General features: G+C 66.7%; 16 protein-coding genes and 1 pseudogene. 5 read left to right on the top strand and 12 right to left on the bottom strand.

The genetic code is table 11. The features are described from left to right. Positions 1-346: 346 nt before the first annotated feature. Positions 347-2,926 (top strand): nitrite reductase large subunit NirB, encoded by a 2,580-nt coding sequence (gene nirB, locus A5652_RS13315; protein WP_082983886.1) that lies wholly within the window; start codon positions 347-349, stop codon positions 2,924-2,926. A gap of 10 nt (positions 2,927-2,936) precedes the next feature. After that, positions 2,937-3,305, top strand: a complete 369-nt coding sequence (gene nirD / locus A5652_RS13310) for a nitrite reductase small subunit NirD (RefSeq protein WP_067351687.1) — start codon at positions 2,937-2,939, stop codon at positions 3,303-3,305. 10 nt (positions 3,306-3,315) lie between these two features. Here nirD and A5652_RS13305 read toward each other — a convergent pair whose 3' ends face one another. The 8 genes from A5652_RS13305 to A5652_RS13270 all read right to left on the bottom strand — a co-directional run bounded on the left by A5652_RS13305 (position 3,316) and on the right by A5652_RS13270 (position 11,134). Beyond that, positions 3,316-3,768: a hypothetical protein gene (locus A5652_RS13305; protein ID WP_067351669.1), complete on the bottom strand. Its 453-nt coding sequence runs from the start codon at positions 3,766-3,768 to the stop codon at positions 3,316-3,318. Between the two features lie 77 nt (positions 3,769-3,845). Continuing rightward, the gene (locus tag A5652_RS13300) at positions 3,846-4,619 is read right to left on the bottom strand and encodes a sirohydrochlorin chelatase (protein WP_067351666.1); all 774 of its coding nucleotides are present in this window, start codon (positions 4,617-4,619) and stop codon (positions 3,846-3,848) included. Further along, a complete protein-coding gene (locus A5652_RS13295) occupies positions 4,610-5,761 on the bottom strand; it encodes a uroporphyrinogen-III synthase (RefSeq protein ID WP_156745318.1) in 1,152 nt (383 codons plus the stop codon). Before A5652_RS13295 ends, A5652_RS13300 begins: the two co-directional genes overlap by 10 nt. Positions 5,762-5,850: 89 nt before the next feature. Further along, positions 5,851-7,269 carry a NarK/NasA family nitrate transporter gene (locus A5652_RS13290; protein ID WP_067351684.1) on the bottom strand — a complete coding sequence of 473 codons (1,419 nt, stop codon included), beginning with the start codon at positions 7,267-7,269 and terminating at the stop codon, positions 5,851-5,853. Between the two features lie 452 nt (positions 7,270-7,721). Beyond that, the gene (locus A5652_RS13285) at positions 7,722-8,633 is read right to left on the bottom strand and encodes a 5-oxoprolinase/urea amidolyase family protein (RefSeq protein WP_067351661.1); all 912 of its coding nucleotides are present in this window, start codon (positions 8,631-8,633) and stop codon (positions 7,722-7,724) included. 67 nt (positions 8,634-8,700) lie between these two features. Beyond that, the gene (locus A5652_RS13280) at positions 8,701-9,375 is read right to left on the bottom strand and encodes an allophanate hydrolase subunit 1 (protein ID WP_067351658.1); all 675 of its coding nucleotides are present in this window, start codon (positions 9,373-9,375) and stop codon (positions 8,701-8,703) included. 112 nt (positions 9,376-9,487) lie between these two features. Beyond that, the gene (locus tag A5652_RS13275; protein WP_067351653.1) at positions 9,488-10,492 is read right to left on the bottom strand and encodes an ABC transporter substrate-binding protein; all 1,005 of its coding nucleotides are present in this window, start codon (positions 10,490-10,492) and stop codon (positions 9,488-9,490) included. Between the two features lie 57 nt (positions 10,493-10,549). Then, positions 10,550-11,134 carry a TetR family transcriptional regulator gene (locus A5652_RS13270; RefSeq protein WP_067351681.1) on the bottom strand — a complete coding sequence of 195 codons (585 nt, stop codon included), beginning with the start codon at positions 11,132-11,134 and terminating at the stop codon, positions 10,550-10,552. 196 nt (positions 11,135-11,330) lie between these two features. Between A5652_RS13270 and A5652_RS13265 the strand changes: the two genes are divergently transcribed. Then, positions 11,331-12,725 carry a NarK family nitrate/nitrite MFS transporter gene (locus A5652_RS13265; protein WP_067351650.1) on the top strand — a complete coding sequence of 465 codons (1,395 nt, stop codon included), beginning with the start codon at positions 11,331-11,333 and terminating at the stop codon, positions 12,723-12,725. 14 nt (positions 12,726-12,739) lie between these two features. Here A5652_RS13265 and A5652_RS13260 read toward each other — a convergent pair whose 3' ends face one another. Continuing rightward, the gene (locus A5652_RS13260; protein ID WP_156745317.1) at positions 12,740-14,005 is read right to left on the bottom strand and encodes a DNA polymerase domain-containing protein; all 1,266 of its coding nucleotides are present in this window, start codon (positions 14,003-14,005) and stop codon (positions 12,740-12,742) included. Between the two features lie 59 nt (positions 14,006-14,064). Between A5652_RS13260 and fadD2 the strand changes: the two genes are divergently transcribed. After that, positions 14,065-15,744, top strand: coding sequence for a long-chain-fatty-acid--CoA ligase FadD2 (fadD2, locus tag A5652_RS13255; protein ID WP_067351647.1), 1,680 nt, complete (start codon positions 14,065-14,067; stop codon positions 15,742-15,744). A gap of 37 nt (positions 15,745-15,781) precedes the next feature. Here fadD2 and A5652_RS13250 read toward each other — a convergent pair whose 3' ends face one another. The 3 genes from A5652_RS13250 to A5652_RS13245 all read right to left on the bottom strand — a co-directional run bounded on the left by A5652_RS13250 (position 15,782) and on the right by A5652_RS13245 (position 19,328). Next, entirely contained in the window at positions 15,782-16,141 is a 360-nt protein-coding gene (locus A5652_RS13250; protein ID WP_067351676.1) for an ATPase, read from the bottom strand. A gap of 398 nt (positions 16,142-16,539) precedes the next feature. Next, a complete protein-coding gene (locus A5652_RS27600) occupies positions 16,540-16,791 on the bottom strand; it encodes a hypothetical protein (protein ID WP_156745316.1) in 252 nt (83 codons plus the stop codon). A 335-nt stretch (positions 16,792-17,126) separates the two neighbouring features. Further along, positions 17,127-19,328 carry an acyl-CoA dehydrogenase gene (locus tag A5652_RS13245; RefSeq protein WP_067351645.1) on the bottom strand — a complete coding sequence of 734 codons (2,202 nt, stop codon included), beginning with the start codon at positions 19,326-19,328 and terminating at the stop codon, positions 17,127-17,129. 167 nt (positions 19,329-19,495) lie between these two features. Here A5652_RS13245 and A5652_RS28565 point away from each other — a divergent pair. Further along, positions 19,496-19,582: pseudogene (locus tag A5652_RS28565) on the top strand (hypothetical protein); the annotation flags it as partial.

Below are 19,582 nucleotides of genomic sequence, written 5' to 3'. Positions count from 1 at the left end.
GCCGGCGAACGACGAGGTGGAACTTTAGCGTGGTTCACTCATGTTTGTACTAGTAGCCGGTCGCACAAGCACCGGTCACAGGAATCTCACAATCAAGCTCAAGGAATTAGAAGGGAAGCGCCATGAGCAGCATCGCATTGTGGTCGCGACCGGCCTGGGACACCGACCGGTGCTTGTGCGACCGGCTACTAGTACAAACATGAGTGAACCACGCTAAAGTTCCACCTCGTCGTTCGCCGGCAGCGAACGTTCAATCACAGGCCTTCCTGTGAGTTGTGAGATCCTCGTCATAGGACCGTCACATTGTGCGAAAAGAACGTAATTTCTGGCCGTTACTCTCAAAGCCATGTCTGCAGACGGGATTTCGCGCGCCAGCTGTGCGCCTCGTCACATCATCGTAGTCGGACATGGCATGGTGGGGCACCGATTCGTCGAGGCGCTTCGCGCCCGTGACACCGAGGGACTGTGGCGCATCACGGTTTTCGCCGAGGAGGCCGACGCGGCGTACGACCGCGTGGGTCTGACCTCCTACACCGAAAGCTGGGATCGCAAGCTACTGGCGTTGCCCGGCAACGAATACGAGGGTGACGAGCAGGTCCGGCTCGTGCTCAACCAGCGCGTCACCGAAATAGACCGCGCCGCAAAGGCGGTGGTGACCGCCGACGGTCGGCGGCACGGGTACGACACGTTGGTCCTGGCGACCGGGTCGTACGCCTTCGTGCCCCCGGTGCCGGGCCACGATCTGCCCGCATGCCATGTGTACCGCACGCTCGACGACCTCGACGCCATCCGCGCCGACGCTCAGCGCACCGTTGAAACCTCACACGCCACCGCGGGTGTCGTGATCGGCGGCGGCCTGCTCGGCCTGGAAGCCGCTAATGCGCTGCGCCAGTTCGGGTTGCAGACCCACGTCGTCGAGATGATGCCGCGGCTGATGGCCCAGCAGATCGATGAGGCCGGCGGTGGGCTGCTGGCCCGAATGATCGGCGAGCTCGGTATCTCGGTGCACGTCGGCACCGGAACCGAATCGATCGAGGCGGTCGAGCATTCCGACGGCACCACTTCGGTGCGGGTGAGCCTGACCGACGGCCAGGTCATCGACGCCGGTCTGGTGATCTTCGCGGCCGGCGTCCGGCCGCGCGACGAGCTGGCGACCGCGGCCGGCCTGACGCGCGCCGAACGCGGCGGGGTGCTCACCGACGTGTCTTGCCAGACAAGCGATCCCGACATCTACGCGATCGGTGAGGTCGCCGCGATCGGCGGTCGGTGCTACGGCCTGGTGGGTCCGGGCTACACGTCCGCCGAGGTGGTGGCCGACCGGCTGCTGGACGGCGTCGCGGAGTTCGGCGAGGCGGACCTGTCCACGAAGCTCAAACTGCTGGGCGTCGACGTGGCCAGCTTCGGCGACGCGATGGGGACGACCGAGAACTGCCTCGAGGTCGCCATCAACGATGCGGTCAAACGCACCTACGCCAAGCTCGTGCTCTCCGACGACGCCAAGACGCTGCTCGGCGGTGTGCTGGTCGGCGACGCCTCGTCCTACGGGGTGCTGCGGCCGATGGTCGGCAGCGAACTGCCCGGCGACCCGCTGGCGCTGATCGCCCCGGCCGCCTCCGGCGGCGGTACCGCGTTGGGCGTTGGGGCGCTGCCGGATTCGGCGCAGATCTGCTCGTGCAACAATGTCACCAAGGGCGATTTGAAGTGCGCGATCGCCGACGGGTGTGCCGATGTCCCCGCGCTCAAGGCGTGCACCTCGGCCGGCACCTCGTGTGGGTCGTGCGTCCCGCTGCTCAAGCAGCTGCTGGAAGCCGAGGGCGTGGAACAGTCCAAGGCGCTGTGCGAGCACTTCAGCCAATCGCGGGCGGAGCTTTTCGAGATCATCTCCGCCACCGAGATCCGCACTTTCTCCGGGCTGCTGGAGCGCTTCGGCCGCGGAAAGGGTTGCGACATCTGCAAACCCGTGGTCGCCTCCATCCTGGCATCCACCGGGTCGGACCACATCCTCGAAGGCGAGCAGGCCTCGCTGCAGGATTCCAACGACCACTTCCTGGCCAACATCCAGAAGAACGGCAGCTACTCCGTGGTGCCCCGGGTTCCCGGAGGTGACATCAAGCCAGAGCATCTGATCCTGATCGGCCAGATCGCCCAGGACTTCGGGCTCTACACCAAGATCACCGGCGGGCAACGGATCGACATGTTCGGCGCCCGGGTGGACCAACTTCCGGAGATCTGGAAACGCCTGGTCGACGGCGGCATGGAATCCGGCCACGCGTACGGCAAGGCGTTGCGGACGGTGAAGAGCTGCGTGGGCACCGACTGGTGCCGTTACGGGCAGCAGGATTCGGTGCAGCTGGCCATCGATTTGGAACTGCGCTACCGCGGCCTACGGGCACCGCACAAAATCAAGATGGGCGTCTCGGGTTGCGCGCGCGAGTGCGCCGAGGCCCGCTCCAAGGACGTCGGCGTCATCGCCACCGAAAAGGGCTGGAACCTCTACGTCGGGGGCAACGGCGGCATGACGCCCAAGCACGCGCAGCTGCTGGCCAGCGATCTGGACACCGAAACGCTGGTCTGCTACGTCGATCGGTTCGTCATGTACTACATCCGGACGGCCGACCGCCTGCAACGCACGGCGCCGTGGGTTGACTCGCTCGACGGTGGGCTCGACCACGTGCGCGACGTCGTCTGCGACGACTCGCTCGGCCTGGCCGCCGAATTCGAGGCCGCAATGGAGCGGCATGTCCTGAACTACAAGTGCGAATGGAAGGGCGTGCTGGACGACCCGGACAAGCTGTCGCGGTTCGTGTCGTTCGTCAACGCCCCGGATGCCGTCGACTCGACGGTGACGTTCACCGAGCATGCCGGCCGCAAAGTCCCTGTGTCCATTGGCATGCCGCGGGTCCGTGAAGCGACAACGGAGGGATGAGGAACCGATCGTGACACTTCTCAACGACATTGCGGTGTGGACCAACGCGTGCGCGTACGAGCACCTCATTCCGGGTCGCGGCGTCGGCGTGCTGCTCGACGACGGTTCCCAGGCGGCGTTGTTCCGACTCGACGACGGCTCGGTTTACGCGGTGGGCAACGTCGACCCGTTCTCCGGGGCCGCGGTGCTATCCCGCGGAATCGTGGGTGACCGCGACGGCCGCGTCACGGTTCAGTCGCCCATCTTGAAGCAGGCGTTCTCGCTCGAAGACGGTTCCTGCCTGGATGATCCGACCGTTTCGGTGCCGGTGTACCCGGTGCGCATCACCGACGACGGCTACGTTCAGGTCGCGCGCGACTACCAGCCGCGGGCCGCCTGAGCGCGAGGGTTCAGCGGGTTATGTCGCCGACCAGGTAGCGCTGCATCGTCGGGCCGATCGCGTCGACGAGAGCGTCCACCGACATGGAGTGCAGCGGCTCGGATCGGATGCCGTAGCGCATGATGCCCAGGCCCACCAACTGCGAGGCGCACAACGAGGCCCGCAGCGCCGCCTTGTCGGCGCCCAGAATCTTCAGCAGGGGGCCGAAGACCGGGCCGATGAACATGCCCTGCACGATTTCGGCGGTCTTGGCCATCCCCGTCGACGCGACGGCACTGGCCGCGAAGGGGCCGCCGCCGGCGGCGTCCCACGTCGTGATCAGCATGCGCAGGGTGCGTCGGCCCACCTGATTGGCCCCGCCTGTGACGATCCGGTCGATGAATTCCGGTGTGCCGAAGGGCAACCGCAGCATCTTGGCGACCGGGTCGAGGATCCCATGCGACGGTTCTTCGCGACGGGGCATGGTGCCAGGATCACCCGTCTGCGACCAAAGATCAAGGAATACGGGCACCGGCGCGCCTCGCCGGCAGGCGATTTGCGCTAGGGAAGGGAAAACGCGGAGCGACCGTGGGCCTGCTGATGCGGGCTGGATCGGCGCGATGCGTGCCTGGCGGTGGGGGCGAGGACCGGTGGCAGGGCCCGCCGAAATCGGTTCGCGACCAGCCGCGCCAACCCGGGATGGGTGCCCAACGGCTCGCTGACCAGGTCCGCGCCGCATCCGTGCAGCCGTTGTTGGAACAGGCCGTCGGCCAGGAGGTATGAGGCGACCACCACGCGTCCGCCGGTGCGGAGCGTGCCCGCCCGTGCCCGATACACGGCCTCGGACACCGGCGGATCACCGGTGGCCGCGAACGCCAGGCTCACCCGGGATCCGGTCAGTGCCGACAGCAACGTCGCGGTGGTGTGCAGATCGGCGCGGGCTTTCTCGTCCGATGTTCCCGCGGCCGCCAGGATCACCGAATCACCGGACCGCCAACCGCATTTCAGCAGCTGATCGCCGATGATCCGGGCGATCTGACCGCTCGGACCCAACGCGGGTGTGACGATCACGTTCGGGTGTCCACTGATCTCGACGTGCGAGGGTAGGTCGGCCCGCACGTGGTATCCGCGCGACAGGAACGCGGGCACCACGATGGCGGGCCGTTCGTAGGCCTTCGCGCGTGCCAGCACCTCGCTTGGGGTGGGGCCCAACACGTCCACGAAGGCAACGTCCACCGGTCTGCGGACGATCGTACTCACCTGTGCCGCAAGCTGTTCGATCATCGCGACGCCACCCGACCTGCGGGTGCCGTGGGCTACCAGGATCAGTGCCATGAGGAATCTCCCGGGTGGTCGACCGCGAGCCGGTAACCGCGCTTGACCACCGTGGCGATGATGTTCTTGTCGCCCAGCGCCGTTCGTAGCCGCAGCACTGCGGTATCGACGGCATGCGGGTCATTGCTGTTGCCGGGAAGTACTCGTAGCAGGTCGTTCCGCGCGACGACGTCGCCGGGCCGTTGCGCCAGCGCGCGCAAGGTCGCCATGCTCGATCCCGACAGCGACTGCACAGAGCCGTCGACCAGCACGCAGGTTCCGCGGATCTCGATGTCGTGCCCGGCTGCGCGGACGGTGCACGACCGCAGGGGCGGAAGCTCTTGGGCGATGTGGCGCGCCAACGCGCCCAACCGCATTCGCTCGGGCGACGACGTCGGAATCCCCGCGCGGGCCAACGGCTGCGCGGTGACCGGGCCGACGCACATCGCATGCACGTCACTGCGAAGCGCTTGGAGTAGTTGATCTTCGATGCCCAACTCGCGGCTGCGCTCCAGCATCGCCGCGCCGGCGGGGGCCGACGTGAAGGTCACCGCGTCGAATTGCCTGCGCGCGACCGAGGCGACGAGTTGGTCGAAGTCGCCGCCGCCCGGGGTAGGCTTCCAGCGGTATACGTGGATGGGGACCACCTGCGCGCCCGCCCCCAGCAAACCGTTGATGAACTCCGGGAACGGATCCCACTCGTCGGCCGCGCCATGCAGCTGGACTGCGATGCGCTTGCCGGCGATGTCGGATTCGAGGAGGTAGCGCAGGACTTCGCGCGACGACTCGGATTTGGGGGACCACTCCTCGTGCAACCCGGCGGCGCGCAACGCGCCGGTCGCCTTCGGACCGCGGGCCACGATCCGCGACTTGGCAAGCGACGCCAGCAGCTGGGTGGCCAGTCCCCAGCCGTCGGCCGCGGCGACCCAGCCTCGGAAGCCAATACCGGTGTGCGCCACCAAGATATCGGGGGGGTCGGCGATCACCGCTTCGGTGTGATTCTGCAGTTCGGCGTCTTCGGGCAGCGCGATGATGTTGATGGCCGCGGCATTGGAAACCTCCGCGCCGTTACGGCGCAGCAATGCGCACAGCTCCTCGGCGCGGTTCGCCGACGTGACGGCGATCCGGTAGCCGGTCAGCGGCGCGGAGTCTGGCGGGGCCAGTTGAGGGGCCATATGAATTGTGTATGCCTGCGACGTTTCGGTTGCGTTACCTATCAATTGCTGTGGCATTGCCCGTGTTGCGAGTCCCCTCACACACGGGCGGCCTCGGTTTGCGGTGCCGACCCGGACGGGGTCGGGGCCGACGCGGGCCGGCGCACATAGACCATCCACGTCATGATCGCCGCCCCGACGTACGAGGCCAGAAACGTCCAGTACGCCGACGTTTCCGTGCCGGTGCTCAGGTAGGACTGGCGCAGCGCGACGTTGATTCCCACGCCGCCGAGCGCCCCTACGGCCGAGCAGATGCCGATCAGCGATCCCGACCTGGCCCTGGCCCAATGACGGCGTTCGTCCTCGCTGATATCCAGCGAGCGACTGCGCGCCTCGTAGACCGAGGGGATCAGCTTGAAGACGGACCCGTTGCCCATGCCGGAGAGGATGAACAGCACCATGAATCCGGTGACGTAGCCGATCATGGTGGCGGAGTGCGCCGCGGCGTGATCGTCCCGGGTGCTGACGGTGACCAAAAGCCCGGCGCCGACGATCATGCCGACAAGGACGCCAAGGGTGACGCGGCTGCCGCCGATGCGGTCCGACAGCCGGCCACCGTAGATGCGCGCCAGCGAACCCAGCAGGGGACCGATGAAGGCCACCTGCGCGGCGTGCAACGCCGCATGTTTCGGGCTTTCCCCGCTGTCGAGAAAGTTGACCTGCATCACCTGCCCGAAGGCGAACGAGAAGCCGATCCAGGAGCCGAAGGTGGCGATGTAGAGCAGCGAGATCACATGGGTATCGCGCTCGAACAGGATCGAGCGCATAGTACTCAACCGGGTGCCGTGCTGGACATTGTCCATGAACAACGCGGCCGCGATGCCAACGACGGTGAGCAGCACCAGGTACACCGCGCACACCCAGTACGGCGCCTCGTGCCCGGCGGTGGCAAGCACCAGCAGGCCGACCAGCTGGATCACCGCGACCCCCACGTTGGCGACGCCGGCGTTGACTGCCAGCGCGCCGCCCTTGAGCCGCTGCGGGTAGAACGCGTTGACGTTGGCCAGCGAGGCCGCGTAATTGCCGCCGCCCAGCCCGGTCATGGCCGCGCACAGCACGAACGGCCACAGCGGCAGACCGGGATGGGCCAGCAACACAATCGTGCCGGCGGTCGGGATCAGCAACACGAAGGCCGAGAACGTCGTCCAGTTGCGGCCCCCGAAGGCGGCGATGCCCAAGGTGTAAGGGATGCGGGCACAACCACCGACCAGGGTCGCGACCGCGCCCAGCAGCAGCTTGTCGCCGGCGGAGAAGCCGTAGACGGAGCCCGGCATGAACAGCGCCATCACGGGCCACAGGGTCCAGATCGAAAACGCCACGTGGTCACCGGCAATGGTGCACAGCAGGTTGCGCCGGGCGACCCTCTGGTTGCCGGCCTCCCAGGCTGCCGTGTCTTCCGGATTCCAGTCCGTGATGCGGTGGTTGCGGCCCGCCCGATGGTGACACTTGTTCGGCATGAAGCTCACGCTCGTCCGCCTATCGCGGAATTCGCTTGTCTCTCAACGGCATCGAGTCGATTGGCGTGCATTCAGATCCCTCTCGTCAGGTCCCGCGAATCGCCGCATCCGGCCCGCCGCCGGGCCGGGGCCACCGCGCGCCCGATGTCGGGACAACTGTTCGGGGGCCGGCTTTCGACGCTTGGGCGGCCCGAATGATGGGGCATGCCCTGCCGCCGTACGGTCCGATGCTCACATTTACGACGCGAGCGGGTCAACCCGAACGCGCTTTAATCGGCTGTTAGTTGTTTACCAGTTATCTGGTAGATCGCTGAGGGGCGATCAGCGCGCGAACGCGCGCTTCATTCAGCCTGAATCGGTACCGCCGCCAAGTGATTTCATACATACGTGCGATCTCGTGTGAGCTGGAATACACGGCCGTCCCGATGCCGGCGACGTGCGCACGAATTGCGTTAGAAAAAGGGCCAACTCGCGGCGCCGGAGTGGGCGCCCACCAAAGCCCTGGGCCGCGCCCAGTGCAGCCGCACCGCCTGGCCGGGCCGCACCTGTGCGATCTTGTCCACGTCCTCGTCGACCACCACCCCGATCACCGGATAGCCGCCGGTGACCGGATGGTCGGGACCCAGGATCACCGGTAAACCGTTGGGCGGCACCTGGATTGCGCCACGGGTAGCACCCTCGCTGGGCAGCTGCCGGTCCGGATAGCAGTGCTGCAGCGGCCGGCCGGTCAGCCGCATCCCCACCCGGTCGGTGCGATCGGACGCCATCCAGTACGTGTGCACCAAGCGATCTGGCTCGACGAACCAATCCTCACGCGGCCCGGGCACCACGAACAGGTCCACGGCGCCCCCGGTGATGGCCGCGACCGGCGCTTGGTCCAATTCGGGATAGGCGTTGGTGTGCTCGCCGATCGTCAGCCGGTCGCCGCTCCGCAGCGGCGCAGGGCCGATGCCCGACATCACGTCGTAGCTGCGCGAGCCCAGCACCGGCTCCACACAGATGCCGCCCCGGATCGCCAGATAGCTGCGCAGCCCCGCCCGCGGCACGCCCAGCGAGATCACCTCACCATCGCGCACATGATGAATGCTGTTGGTGCCGAACTTGATTCCGTTGACCGTGGGGTCGGTGTCCGCACCCGTCACCGCGATGTCGACATCGCCGCCGGTGACCCTGGCCGCAAAACCACCGAACGTCACCTCCACGGTGGCGCGGTCGTCGGGATTGGCCACCAGCCGGTTGGCCAGCCGGTGTGCGCGCCGGTCGGCGGCCCCGGACCGGCTCACCCCCAGGTGGGCCAGCCCCGGGCGACCGCAGTCTTCGAGGACGGCGAACGGACCGGTGCGCAGGATCTCCAGGATCGGCACGGCTATCTCCTTAGCTATGGTGGCGGCCCGCTTCGCCCGGCTGCGCCGCGCTCGCGATCGCCACTGACTAGACGGCCCGGAATTGAACCCACATGCCCTGCGTCAACAACGCAGGGTTCGGGCGCTGCAGATCCCACAGCGCGGCGTCGGTGCGGCCGATGAGTTGCCACCCACCGGGGGAGCGGCGCGGATACACGGCGCTGAATTCGCCGGCCAGGCCCACGGAGCCGGCCGGCACCGAGGTTCGCGGCTCCGGGCGCCGCGGCACCCGCAGTCGGGCGTCGCCGTCGACCAGATAGGCGAAACCGGGTGCGAATCCGCTGAATCCGACCCGCCACAGCGTGGCGGTGTGGGCGTCGATCACCGCCGCGATGCTCAAACCGGTGTGGCCGGCGACCTCGGCGAGGTCGGGACCGTCGTAGACGACGTCGATCACCACGTCGGCGCGGCGCTCCGAGGAGGCTTCCGGGGTGGCGGCCACGCGCATCTTGCGCAGCCGCTGGCGGATGACGCCTTGGTAGCGCGGACCGTCCAGCTTGACCAGCACCGTGCGGGCCGCCGGCACGACGTCGACCACGCCCGGTATCGCCGCGGCGCGCAGCGCGTCCGCCCACGCCAAGACCTCGCCGGTACTGCCGCATTGCACCATCAGCGCGCGGTCGCCGTAGTCCACCACGGTGTTGCCGACCAGCTCCGTGGGCAGGTTGTGGGCCAGGTCGCCGCTAAGATCCGTCACGCTCATTACTCGACGGTAACTCCGGGATCGGCGCCTGTGCGAGGGGTAGCGACGGATTTTCGAGCACTGCCAGAGCTGCCTTAGCAAACGCTCAAACAGCCGCGGCGAGCCCGCGTCGTCAGCCCAGAATCTTGGTGAGCAGCGGGGGCAGTTGGTCGGCGATGACGGGGTAGCTCAGCGGTGACGCGAACGCCAACGCACCGGCCTGGTCTTTCGTCGTGAAGATGTGGCGGTTCTGCGCGGTGGTGAGCGACCCGGCCACTTCGGGGTCGGCCAGTATCGCCTTCTGATCGTCTGGGCTCTGGGTTGTCCAGATCACCACGTCGGCGGACTCCAGCACCGATTTGATGTGATCGCGTGGAATCGTGGCCCGCTGACCGGTGCCGAACGGCTTGATGGCGTCGGAGATGACCAGCCCCATTTGATTCAAAAAATCCGTCCGCCAGCCCGCCATGGTGGCAGCGACGGTGCCCCGCTCCAGTGCGCCATGCATCAGCAGCGCCTTCTTGCCGGTCCATTGCTGATTCTTCTTGCCGATGTCGGTGAACTTCTGGTCGACGCCGTCGACCAACGACTTCATCTGGTCGGCCTGGAAGACCGCCTGGCCGACGGTGGTGGCCTGTTCTTTCCACGGCTCGAAGAAGGCGTCGCCGTCCGATTGCGCGACGGTCGGGGCGATCGCGGACAGTTTCAGGTACGTGTCGGCGTCCAGGCCGGCGTTCACGGCCACGATCAAATCCGGTTTGAGACCGGCGATCTGGTCGACGGGAACGCCGTTGTCCAGGTTCAACACCGTCGGCTGCGCACCGCCGAGTTTGGGCGCGGCCCACGGCCAGACCGCGAAGGGCTGGTCACCGAACCAGTTGGTCACCGCGATCGGCACCACGCCGACGGCGAGCAGGTCGTCCTGTTCGGTGTAGCCGGCGCTGACGACGCGCTTGGGCGGTTCTTTGATGACGGTCTGACCAAACAGGTGGGTGACCGTCACCGATCCCGGGGCGGCGCCCGGAGCCGGATTGCGTGACGAACATCCCGAGGAGAACGCGGTCGCACCACCGATCGCGGCGACCCCGGCAGCCCCTGCGAGCTGCAAGAATCCCCGTCGATTCCATCCCTGTCGCATCGCGTGAGAGTATCGCGTTCCGGCCGTTGAGATGCATCGCCGCGCGGTTGCGACCCTTCAGCCCAGCGGCATGCCGGCGTCCATGAAATCCAGGGCGCGATAGATCGTCTCGGCGGTCTTCGGCGCGCCGTCGAAGGCGGCCATCATGGCACCCGTCAGTGCCCCGGCGAACACCCGGACTTCGAAATCGTCTGCGGCACGGCCGATCCGATGCGCGATCGCCTCGGCGGCGACGGTCACGGTGCGGTAGTACTCGTCGTACATCGCCGCCTTGAGTTCGGGTATCGAGAACATCAGGCGCTGACGGGTGCTCTCGAACTCCAGCTGGTCGTCGGGCAGCTGGGCGATGACGGCCTCATAGGCTCGGCGGAAGGCCTGCGCCGGAGACAGGTCGCGCGGTTGGGCCTTCAGGGCGTCGAGGATCAGCGGGTCCAGGTCGTCGGCCAGCAGCAGCGATTCCTTGGATCCGAAATAGCGAAAGAAGGTGCTCGGCGACACGTCGGCGGCCTCAGCGATCTGTTCGACCGTCGTGGCGGCATACCCGTTCTGCTCGATGAGGCGAAACGCCTCGCGCCTGATGGCGCGGCGGGTCTTGATCTTCTTGCGCTCCCGTAGGCCGAGGGGAGCCTCAGTCACCTGCATGCGCCGATTGTCGCGCATCGGCCGCTCGCCGTGGGCGTGCGGCGTCGCTGGGTTGCAGAGTTCTGACAAACGGGGGAGGGCCGTTGCGATTTCTGCGTATCGCCCACGTAACTGCGCACGCCCCGACCGGTAACAGTTCGTCTTTAGCGTCGAGTGGTCACCGCCCGCGCCTTTCGAAACTCAGGAGTCCCACCAGATGACCACGACCATCAGGCCCGTAACCCAGCCCGCGCCCACGCGCGAGCGTCATACGGGACGGCACTGGATCGATGACTGGCGGCCCGAAGACCCTGAATTCTGGGCGACCACCGGCAAGCCGATCGCTCGCCGGAACCTGATTTTCTCGATCTTCGCCGAGCACGTCGGGTTCAGCGTGTGGATGTTGTGGAGCATCGTGGTCGTTCACATGACCGCGGTCGGCGGTCCCGGCCACCCAGCCGCGTCCGGATGGGCGCTGACGGCCAGTCAGGCCCTGTGCCTGGTCGCCGTCCCAAGCGGCGTCGGGGCGCTCCTGAGACTGCCCTACACCTTCGCGGTCCCGCTGTTCGGCGGCCGCAACTGGACGACCATCTCGGCGGCGCTGCTGCTCATCCCTTGCCTGCTGCTGGCCTGGGCGGTGAGCCATCCGGGCCTACCCTTCGCCGCCCTGGTGGCGATCGCCGCGACCGCCGGCTTCGGCGGCGGCAACTTCGCCTCCTCGATGGCCAACATCTCGTTCTTCTACCCGGAGAAAGACAAGGGCTGGGCGCTGGGCCTGAATGCGGCCGGCGGCAACATCGGCGTGGCGGTGGTGCAGAAGATCATTCCGCCCATCGTCATCGCCGGTGGTGGGATGGCGCTGGCGCGCGCCGGACTGTGCTACGTGCCGCTGGCCGTGGCGGCCGCGGTCTGCGCGTTCCTGTTCATGGACAACCTGACCGAGGCCAAGGCCGACGTGCGGCCGGTGCTGGAGTCGCTGCGGCATCCCGACACCTGGATCATGTCACTGCTCTACATCGGCACCTTCGGGTCGTTCATCGGCTACTCGGCGGCCTTCCCGACCCTGCTCAAGACGGTTTTCGGGCGCGGTGACATCGCCCTGGGGTGGGCCTTCCTGGGTGCGGGCATCGGATCGGTGATCCGGCCCCTGGGCGGCAAGCTGGCCGACCGGATCGGCGGCGCCCGCATCACCGCGGCCAGCTTCGTGATGCTGGCGATCGGGGCGGCGGCCGCGCTGTGGTCGGTCCAGGCGGTCAACCTGCCGGCATTCTTCGCCAGCTTCATGTTCCTGTTCGTGGCGACCGGCATCGGTAACGGCTCGACGTACCGGATGATCTCGCGGATCTTCAAAATCAAGGGCGAACTGGCCGGGGGCGATCCCGACACCATGGTCGGCATGCGCCGCCAGGCGGCCGGGGCGCTGGGCGTCATCTCGGCGGTGGGTGCGTTCGGCGGATTTGTGGTTCCGCTGGCGTACGCGTGGTCGAAATCGCAGTTCGGCGGCATCGAACCGGCGTTGCGGTTCTACATCGTGTTCTTCCTCGGCCTGCTCGGTGTCACGTGGTACTGCTACCTGCGCAAGCACAACGCGGTTACGCGGGTGGGGATCTAGGTGAGGACCAAGCGTCAGGTCGACGGCTTCTGCTTTCCGCCGTATCCGTCCCAAGGGCTGTAGTCGGCGATCAGCTCTTCCTGGGGTGGTCGTTGGTCTTCTGGAACGTGCTGCAGGTTGATCCGGATCCGGTACCAGATCGAACTGGGGCCGCGCATCCCGTCGACCAGGACGTCGACCGGCTCCAGTCGGCGGGCCACCGCGGGATAGCGGTCGCGCCAGACGTCGAGGGCCGCCATCGCCTCGTCCTTGGTCTTGGTGCGGGCGATCTCGATCAGCGGCATCGAAGATTGCCGTCTGCCATCCGGGCGCTTGCCCGAGCCCTTCGGCGCGCGTTCGGGTGGCCCCATCTCCTCGGCCAGCACCAGCAGCCGGTCGAGCTCGCCGACGGCGTCGTCCATTCCGGCCCAGGGGTCGCCCAGCTCGGCGAACCGGGCGGGCACCGTGTCGATGGTGAACGCCTCGGGGTCGCAGCCGGCGACCTCGTCCCACCGCAGCGGTGTGGAGACCCGGGCATCGGGCGTCGCCCGCACCGAGTACGCCGACGCGACCGTGCGGTCCTTCGCGTTCTGGTTGAAGTCGACGAACACCCCTTCGCGTTCTTCTTTCCACCAGCGGCTGGTCGCCGCCTCGGGCACGCGCCGCTCCACTTCGCGGGCAACGGTCTGCGCCGCCAGCCGCACCTGGCGAAACTCCCAGCGCGGGGCGATGCGGGCGTAGATGTGGAAGCCGCGCGATCCCGATGTCTTCGGCCACGCCGTCAGGCCGTAGTCCTCCAGCACCTCCCGGGCCACCAGCGCGACGTCGACGATGCGCCGCCATGGGACTCCGGGCATCGGATCCAAGTCGACCCGCAGTTCGTCGGGGTGATCGAGGTCGTCGGCCAGCACCGGGTGCGGGTTGAGGTCGACGCACCCCAGGTTGACCGCCCAGGCCAGTCCCGCCGCATCGTGGATCACCGCTTCCGCGGCGGAAGTCCCTCGGGCGTAACGCAGTTCGGCAACGTCGACCCAGTCCGGCCGTTTGACCGGTGCACGTTTCTGGAATACCGCTTCTTCCGTGATGCCCTTGACGAAGCGCTTCAGGATCATCGGGCGGCCGGCCACACCGCGCAGCGCGCCGTCGGCCACCGACAGGTAATAGCGGACCAAGTCGAGCTTGGTGTACGGCCCGACCGAGGTTTCGCGGGCGCTCGCGCGGGGGAACACCACCTTGTCCGGATGGGTGATGGTGACCTCGCGCCCGGCCACCTCCAGCGAAACCGGACCCATGTTCATCATCGTAAGTCGGTGGGTACTTACCCCTCGAAATGCGACGGACGTCACATAGGGTGGGATCCATGCCTAATCTGATCGGTCTGCCTGGGCAGGCGGTTTCCAAGGTTCAGCAATATGCCGAGCGCGGTTTGGCGGAGCTGCACTATGTCCGCAAAATTCTCGAAGCCGGGGGCTTCCCGCTGGAGCCTCCCCAGAACCTTGCCGCGATGGTCAGCGACATCCGCAAATGGGGCGAGATCGGGATGCTTCCCGCCCTGCACGCCCGGCGCACCCCGGACAAGGTTGCCATCATCGACGATGACGGCGAGTTGACCTGGAAGGAGCTTGACGACGCCGCCAACGCGGTGGCCCACGGTCTGCTGGACAAGGGCGTTAAAGGCGGCGACGGTGTCGCGATCCTGGCCCGCAACAGCCGCTGGTTTGCCATCGCCGAGTTCGGGTGCGCCCGGGTCGGTGCCCGCATCATCTTGCTCAACAGCTCGTTCTCCGGCCCGCAGATCAAGGAGGTCTCCGAGCGCGAGGACGCCAAGCTGATCATCTACGACGACGAGTACGCCGATGACGTGAAGAAGGCCGATCCCCCGCTGGGCAAGCTGCGCGCGCTGGGCACCAACCCCGACTCCGACAAGAAGTCGGGCAGCAAGGACGAGACCCTCGCCGACCTGATCGAACACAGCAGCGGCAAGCCCGCGCCCAAGGCGAAGAAGCACTCGTCGATCATCATCCTGACCAGTGGCACCACCGGCACCCCGAAGGGCGCGAACCGCAGCACCCCACCAACGCTGGCACCGATCGGCGGGATCCTGTCGCACGTCCCGTTCAAGGCAGGCGAGGTGACGGCGCTTCCCGCGCCGATGTTCCATGCGCTGGGCTTCCTGCACGCCACCATAGGAGCGTTCCTTGGATCGACGCTGGTGCTGCACCGCAAGTTCAAGCCCGATGTGGTGCTGACCGACATCGCGAAGTACAAGACGACCGCGATCATCGTCGTCCCGGTGATGCTGTCCCGGATGCTGGACGCCCTGGAGAAGATGGACGAGAAGCCCGATCTGTCCTGCCTGCGGATCGTGTTTGTCTCCGGTTCCGCGCTGAATGCCGACGTGGCCGAACGGGGCCTCAAAGAGCTTGGCGACGTCATCTACAACATGTACGGCTCGACGGAGATCGCGTTCGCCACGATCGCCGAGCCCAAACACCTGAAGTACAACTCGTCCACGGCCGGACCGGTGGTCAAGGGCGTCAAGATCAAGATCTACGACGACAACGGCAAGGAGTTGCCGCAGGGTGAGGTGGGCCGGATCTTCGTCGGCAACGCCTTCCCGTTCGAGGGCTATACCGGCGGCGGCAAGAAGCAGATCATCGACGGGCTGCTGTCGTCCGGTGACGTCGGATACTTCGACGAGAACAACCTGCTTTACATCAGCGGCCGCGACGACGAGATGATCGTGTCGGGCGGCGAGAACGTCTTCCCCGCGGAGGTCGAGGACTGCCTCAGCGGGCACCCCGAGGTGGTAGAGGCCACCGCGCTCGGTGTCGAAGACAAGGAGTGGGGCCACCGCCTGCGCGCGTTTGTGGTCAAGAAGGACGGCTCCGACGTCGACGAGGACACCCTCAAGAAGCACGTCAAGGACCAGTTGGCCAAGTACAAGGTCCCGCGCGAAATAGTCTTCCTCGACGAGCTGCCGCGCAACCCCACGGGCAAGATCCTCAAGCGCGAGTTGCGCGAAATGGACGTCGATTAGCCCACCCGGGCCGGCGGGCGTCCCGTGGTTGGAGGGGTCAGCGCCGGTCTTTGATGGCGCGGGTTATCTGCGCGGTGAGCTTGGGGTCGACCAGTAGTTGGTCGATCAGCGCGGTGAGCACCTCTTGCCCGGTCACCCGGGCGACTCCCAGCCGGTCGGCGGCTTCACGCTGCCAGATGTCGAGTGCGCGGTGAGTGGCCGCCGACAGGTCGACTGTCCGACGCGTCCGCTGGGTGCGTCCCTGCTGGCCCGCCGCCGGCGGGCTGGCTATCCGCGGGCCGCCCTGCCCGAGGCTGAGACGCTCCGTCGGGGCCGCGTCTCCGCTGGGTCCGCCGGCCGGATTGGGGGCGCGAAAGGCTCCGGCGCTGGGTCCGTTGTGGCCGCTGTTGAAGTTCACTTCGGTGTCTTCCTCCGTGAGTGCCAATCAGTGAATCAGCGCTCGGTGCCATTGTGTCAATACTGATTCTGTCACCCACGCCAGCGTAAGTCCCGCCGCCGGGCCGCCTGCGTCCCCGTCCGGTTCCGCACGGCCGGGGACGCAGGTGCGGAGCGCGACGCCACCTCGGCACCGCATGTCATGTCGCAAATTACGAAAGTAGCTGCTGGCTCGGAAACGGTTTTTCAATGGCGCGGTGGGCTATTTCTCGAAAAGTCCCGCGAGTCCAGGATCCGCCGACGCTGAAAACCTGATATCAGTAAACGCGTAGTCGCCCGACCAGTACATCAGTAAATGCTATGTGGCCTGCGTGAAAGATCTGACAAGATAAAATCTTCAGTATTTTTTGAATAAATGAATTACACAAATACGACAAAGTAATGGCGCCGAATTGAGGCCCAGTCGATGCCGTTGTTATCCAATTCACAGCAGAAAAATAGCCAATTGCCCTTGTTTGCCCAGAAATAGGCATCTACCGTTTTTGATAGCGATAGCAAGTGGTTGGAAGGAATGACTTCGATGATCTCCCGGCGATCATTACGCGGCGCAGCCGCAGGTGCGATGGGTGCCGGAGCTGTGGCCGGCGCGCTGCTTTTCGGCGGCGCGCCCATGGCTCAGGCCGCCCCCGCGCCCGCACCCACCACGAGCTTCGCCAGTGCTGGGCCGCACAGCGGACCGGGCTTCATCCCCGATCGCCCCGGCGGTCGCGGATGGGGCGGCCATGATGGTCGGGGAAATGGCAATTGGGGGCACGGCAATTGGAGCCGTGGCGGTGGCTACTGGGGCCCCCAGCACTGGTGGAACTGGTGGTGGTAACCACCATCTCCGCGCGGTAACGGCCGTCGCCGACACGCCAACCCTCGGGATGGCCGACCGCGTCCGGGGAACCATGCCGGCCTGACCTGGTCAGGTCGGCATGGCCCTGTTCGGGCACGTTTGCGACCCGTTACGGGTCGCGGGGCAGACCCAGCAGCCGTTCGGCGATGATGTTCAGCTGCACCTCGGAGGTGCCGCCGTAAATGGTGGTGGCGCGGCTGGCCAACAGGTATTCGCCCCATTTGCCAGGTAGTTGGTCGGTGTCGCCGATCGCGGCATCGGTGCCGAACGACGAGACCGCGAACTCGGCGTAACCCTGACCTGTACGCATGGACAGCAGTTTGGAGATCGCCGCCGAAGGCATGGCGTCCCCGCCGGCCAGCGTCAACAGAGTCGAGCGCAGGTTGAGCACCTTGGCCGCATGGCCCTCGGCAATCAATTGGCCCGCCCGATGCTGGGCGATCTGGTCGAAGTGGCCGTCGCGAACGAACTCGACGAACTGGGGCAGGGTCGCCAGGAAGTTCGCGTCGCTGCTGCCGATCGACACGCGCTCCGCGGTCAGTGTGTTGCGGCTGACCTCCCAGCCCCGGTTGACCTCACCGAGCACGCAGTCGTCGGGCACGAACACGTCGTCGATGTAGACGGTATTGAACATCGCATTGCCGGTGAGCTCCCGTAGCGGCGTCACCGTCACGCCTTCACTGCGCATGTCCAGCAGGAAGTAGGTGATGCCATTGTGTTTCGGGGCGCTGGGGTCCGTCCTGGCCAACAGCGCGCCCCACTGCGAGAACTGCGCTGCGGTGGTCCAGATCTTCTGGCCGGTGATGCGCCACCCGCCGTCGGTCCGGGTGGCTTTGGTGGAAAGCCCGGCCAGGTCCGATCCGGCACCGGGTTCGGAAAACAGCTGGCACCAGATCATCTCGCCGCGGAAGGTCGGCGGCAGGAACCGTTGCTTTTGCTCCTCGGTCCCGAACGCGACGATCGACGGAATGATCCACGCGGCGATGCCGACCTGCGGCCGCTTGACCCGCCCGGAGGAGAACTCCTGGGCGATGATGATCTGCTCCACCGGACTGGCGGCCCGGCCCCATGGCTTCGGCAAGTAGGGCAACACCCAGCCGCCCTCGGCGAGGGCGACCTTGCGCTGCTCCCGCTCGATCTCCTTGAGCCCGGCGACCTCGGCCCGGATCTCCGCCCTCAATTTCTCGGTGTCGGGGTCGAGGTCGATGTCCACCCTGCGCATGCCGGTGGTGGTCGCGGTGTCGACGACTTTCTGTGGGTAGTCCGAACTGCGGCCGAAGGAGGCGGCCAGCATCAACGCTCGCCGGTAGTAGACGTTCGTGTCATGCTCCCAGGTGAAGCCGATCCCGCCGTGCACCTGAATGCAGTCCTGGGCGCATCGTTGAGCCGCCGCCGGCGCCAGTGTCGCCGCCACCGCGGCGGCGAAGTCGACGTGCGAACCGGCTGTGTCCCAATTATTTTCGCGAGCCTCGTCGATAGCGCGGGCGGCATCCCACACGGCCGCGGTGGCCCGCTCGGTGTCGGCGATCATCTCGGCGCATTTGTGTTTGATGGCCTGGAACTGACCGATAGGGCGGCCGAACTGTTCGCGAATCTTGGCGTAGTGAGAGGCCGTGTCGGTCGCCCAGCGGGCCACACCGATGGCCTCGGCGGACAGCAGCGTGGTCATCAGCGCGTGTGCCGTCGCCATGCTCAGGTTGGTCAGCACGACGTCCTCGCCGACGTCGACGGCATTGGCTCGCACATCGGCGATGGGGCGCAGCGGGTCCAGGCTTTTCACCGGTTCGATCTCGAGTTGGTCGGCCCGCAGCACCACCCATGCCTCGCCGCTGTCGATCGCCACGGGCAGCACCAGCAGCGAGGCCTGGGCCGCGGCGGGGACCGCCCGGACTTCGCCGCGGATTACCAGTGAGTTGGGCTGCCGGGTGGCGGTCAGCGCACAGCAACTCAGGCCGTAGGAGGCGATTTCGACGCCTGTCGCCAGCTCAGACAGCACCTTCGCGTCCGGGTCGTGCGCGGAAATCAGGGCACTGGCGATTGCCGACGGCACGAACGGCCCCGGCACCGCCCCGTAACCGAATTCGGCCAGCACGATGGCCAACTCGAGGATGCCGAAGCCCTGCCCCCCTACGGATTCGGCGAGATGAACGCCGTGCAGCCCCTGATCTGCCGCGGCCTGCCAGTAAGGCGGTGGATTCTCGACGGGGGTCTCCATGGCCGCGTGCAGCGTCTCGGACGGCGCGACCCGCGCCACCAGCGATCGCACGGAGTCGGCCAGTTCTTGGTGCTCGGGATTTATCGCGATCGGCATTGGTCGCCTTCCGTTGCTTCCGGAGGCCGTTTCGGCCAAGTACCTTCCAAGCTAACAACCAGTCGGTTGGTTGACGACATGGGCCAGCGGCCGCAAGTCGCGCAGACGCGGGCGGCGTGGGCGAAAACCGTTAGCGCCACCGATTGCCGATCCAATGGGTGATGAGGTCGGCCTGCTCGCTGCGCAACTGGCTGAGCATGTGGAGCCTGCGGGCGGCGCAGACCCGCGCCGAACCGCACCTGGCCCGAATCACC

The sequence above is a fragment of the Mycobacterium sp. 1165178.9 genome (genome assembly GCF_001673555.1).
Lineage (GTDB): Bacteria > Actinomycetota > Actinomycetes > Mycobacteriales > Mycobacteriaceae > Mycobacterium.
Note: the sequence above shows the minus strand (reverse complement) of the source record. Positions and strands in the feature narration are given on the sequence as shown.

Excerpts from the sequence above, each read along its gene's own strand:
- A5652_RS27600 (WP_156745316.1), bottom strand. The coding sequence starts at position 16,791 with ATGGGCGCGCCGCCGAAAAGCAGCGCGCCGGCCACAGCTCCGGCACCC.
- A5652_RS13265 (WP_067351650.1), top strand. The coding sequence starts at position 11,331 with ATGACCACGACCATCAGGCCCGTAACCCAGCCCGCGCCCACGCGCGAG.
- A5652_RS13280 (WP_067351658.1), bottom strand. The coding sequence starts at position 9,375 with ATGAGCGTGACGGATCTTAGCGGCGACCTGGCCCACAACCTGCCCACG.
- A5652_RS13245 (WP_067351645.1), bottom strand. The coding sequence starts at position 19,328 with ATGCCGATCGCGATAAATCCCGAGCACCAAGAACTGGCCGACTCCGTG.
- A5652_RS13260 (WP_156745317.1), bottom strand. The coding sequence starts at position 14,005 with ATGATGAACATGGGTCCGGTTTCGCTGGAGGTGGCCGGGCGCGAGGTC.
- A5652_RS13290 (WP_067351684.1), bottom strand. The coding sequence starts at position 7,269 with ATGCCGAACAAGTGTCACCATCGGGCGGGCCGCAACCACCGCATCACG.
- A5652_RS13305 (WP_067351669.1), bottom strand. The coding sequence starts at position 3,768 with ATGCCCCGTCGCGAAGAACCGTCGCATGGGATCCTCGACCCGGTCGCC.
- A5652_RS13270 (WP_067351681.1), bottom strand. The coding sequence starts at position 11,134 with ATGCAGGTGACTGAGGCTCCCCTCGGCCTACGGGAGCGCAAGAAGATC.
- A5652_RS13300 (WP_067351666.1), bottom strand. The coding sequence starts at position 4,619 with ATGGCACTGATCCTGGTAGCCCACGGCACCCGCAGGTCGGGTGGCGTC.
- A5652_RS13275 (WP_067351653.1), bottom strand. The coding sequence starts at position 10,492 with ATGCGACAGGGATGGAATCGACGGGGATTCTTGCAGCTCGCAGGGGCT.
- fadD2 (WP_067351647.1), top strand. The coding sequence starts at position 14,065 with ATGCCTAATCTGATCGGTCTGCCTGGGCAGGCGGTTTCCAAGGTTCAG.
- nirB (WP_082983886.1), top strand. The coding sequence starts at position 347 with ATGTCTGCAGACGGGATTTCGCGCGCCAGCTGTGCGCCTCGTCACATC.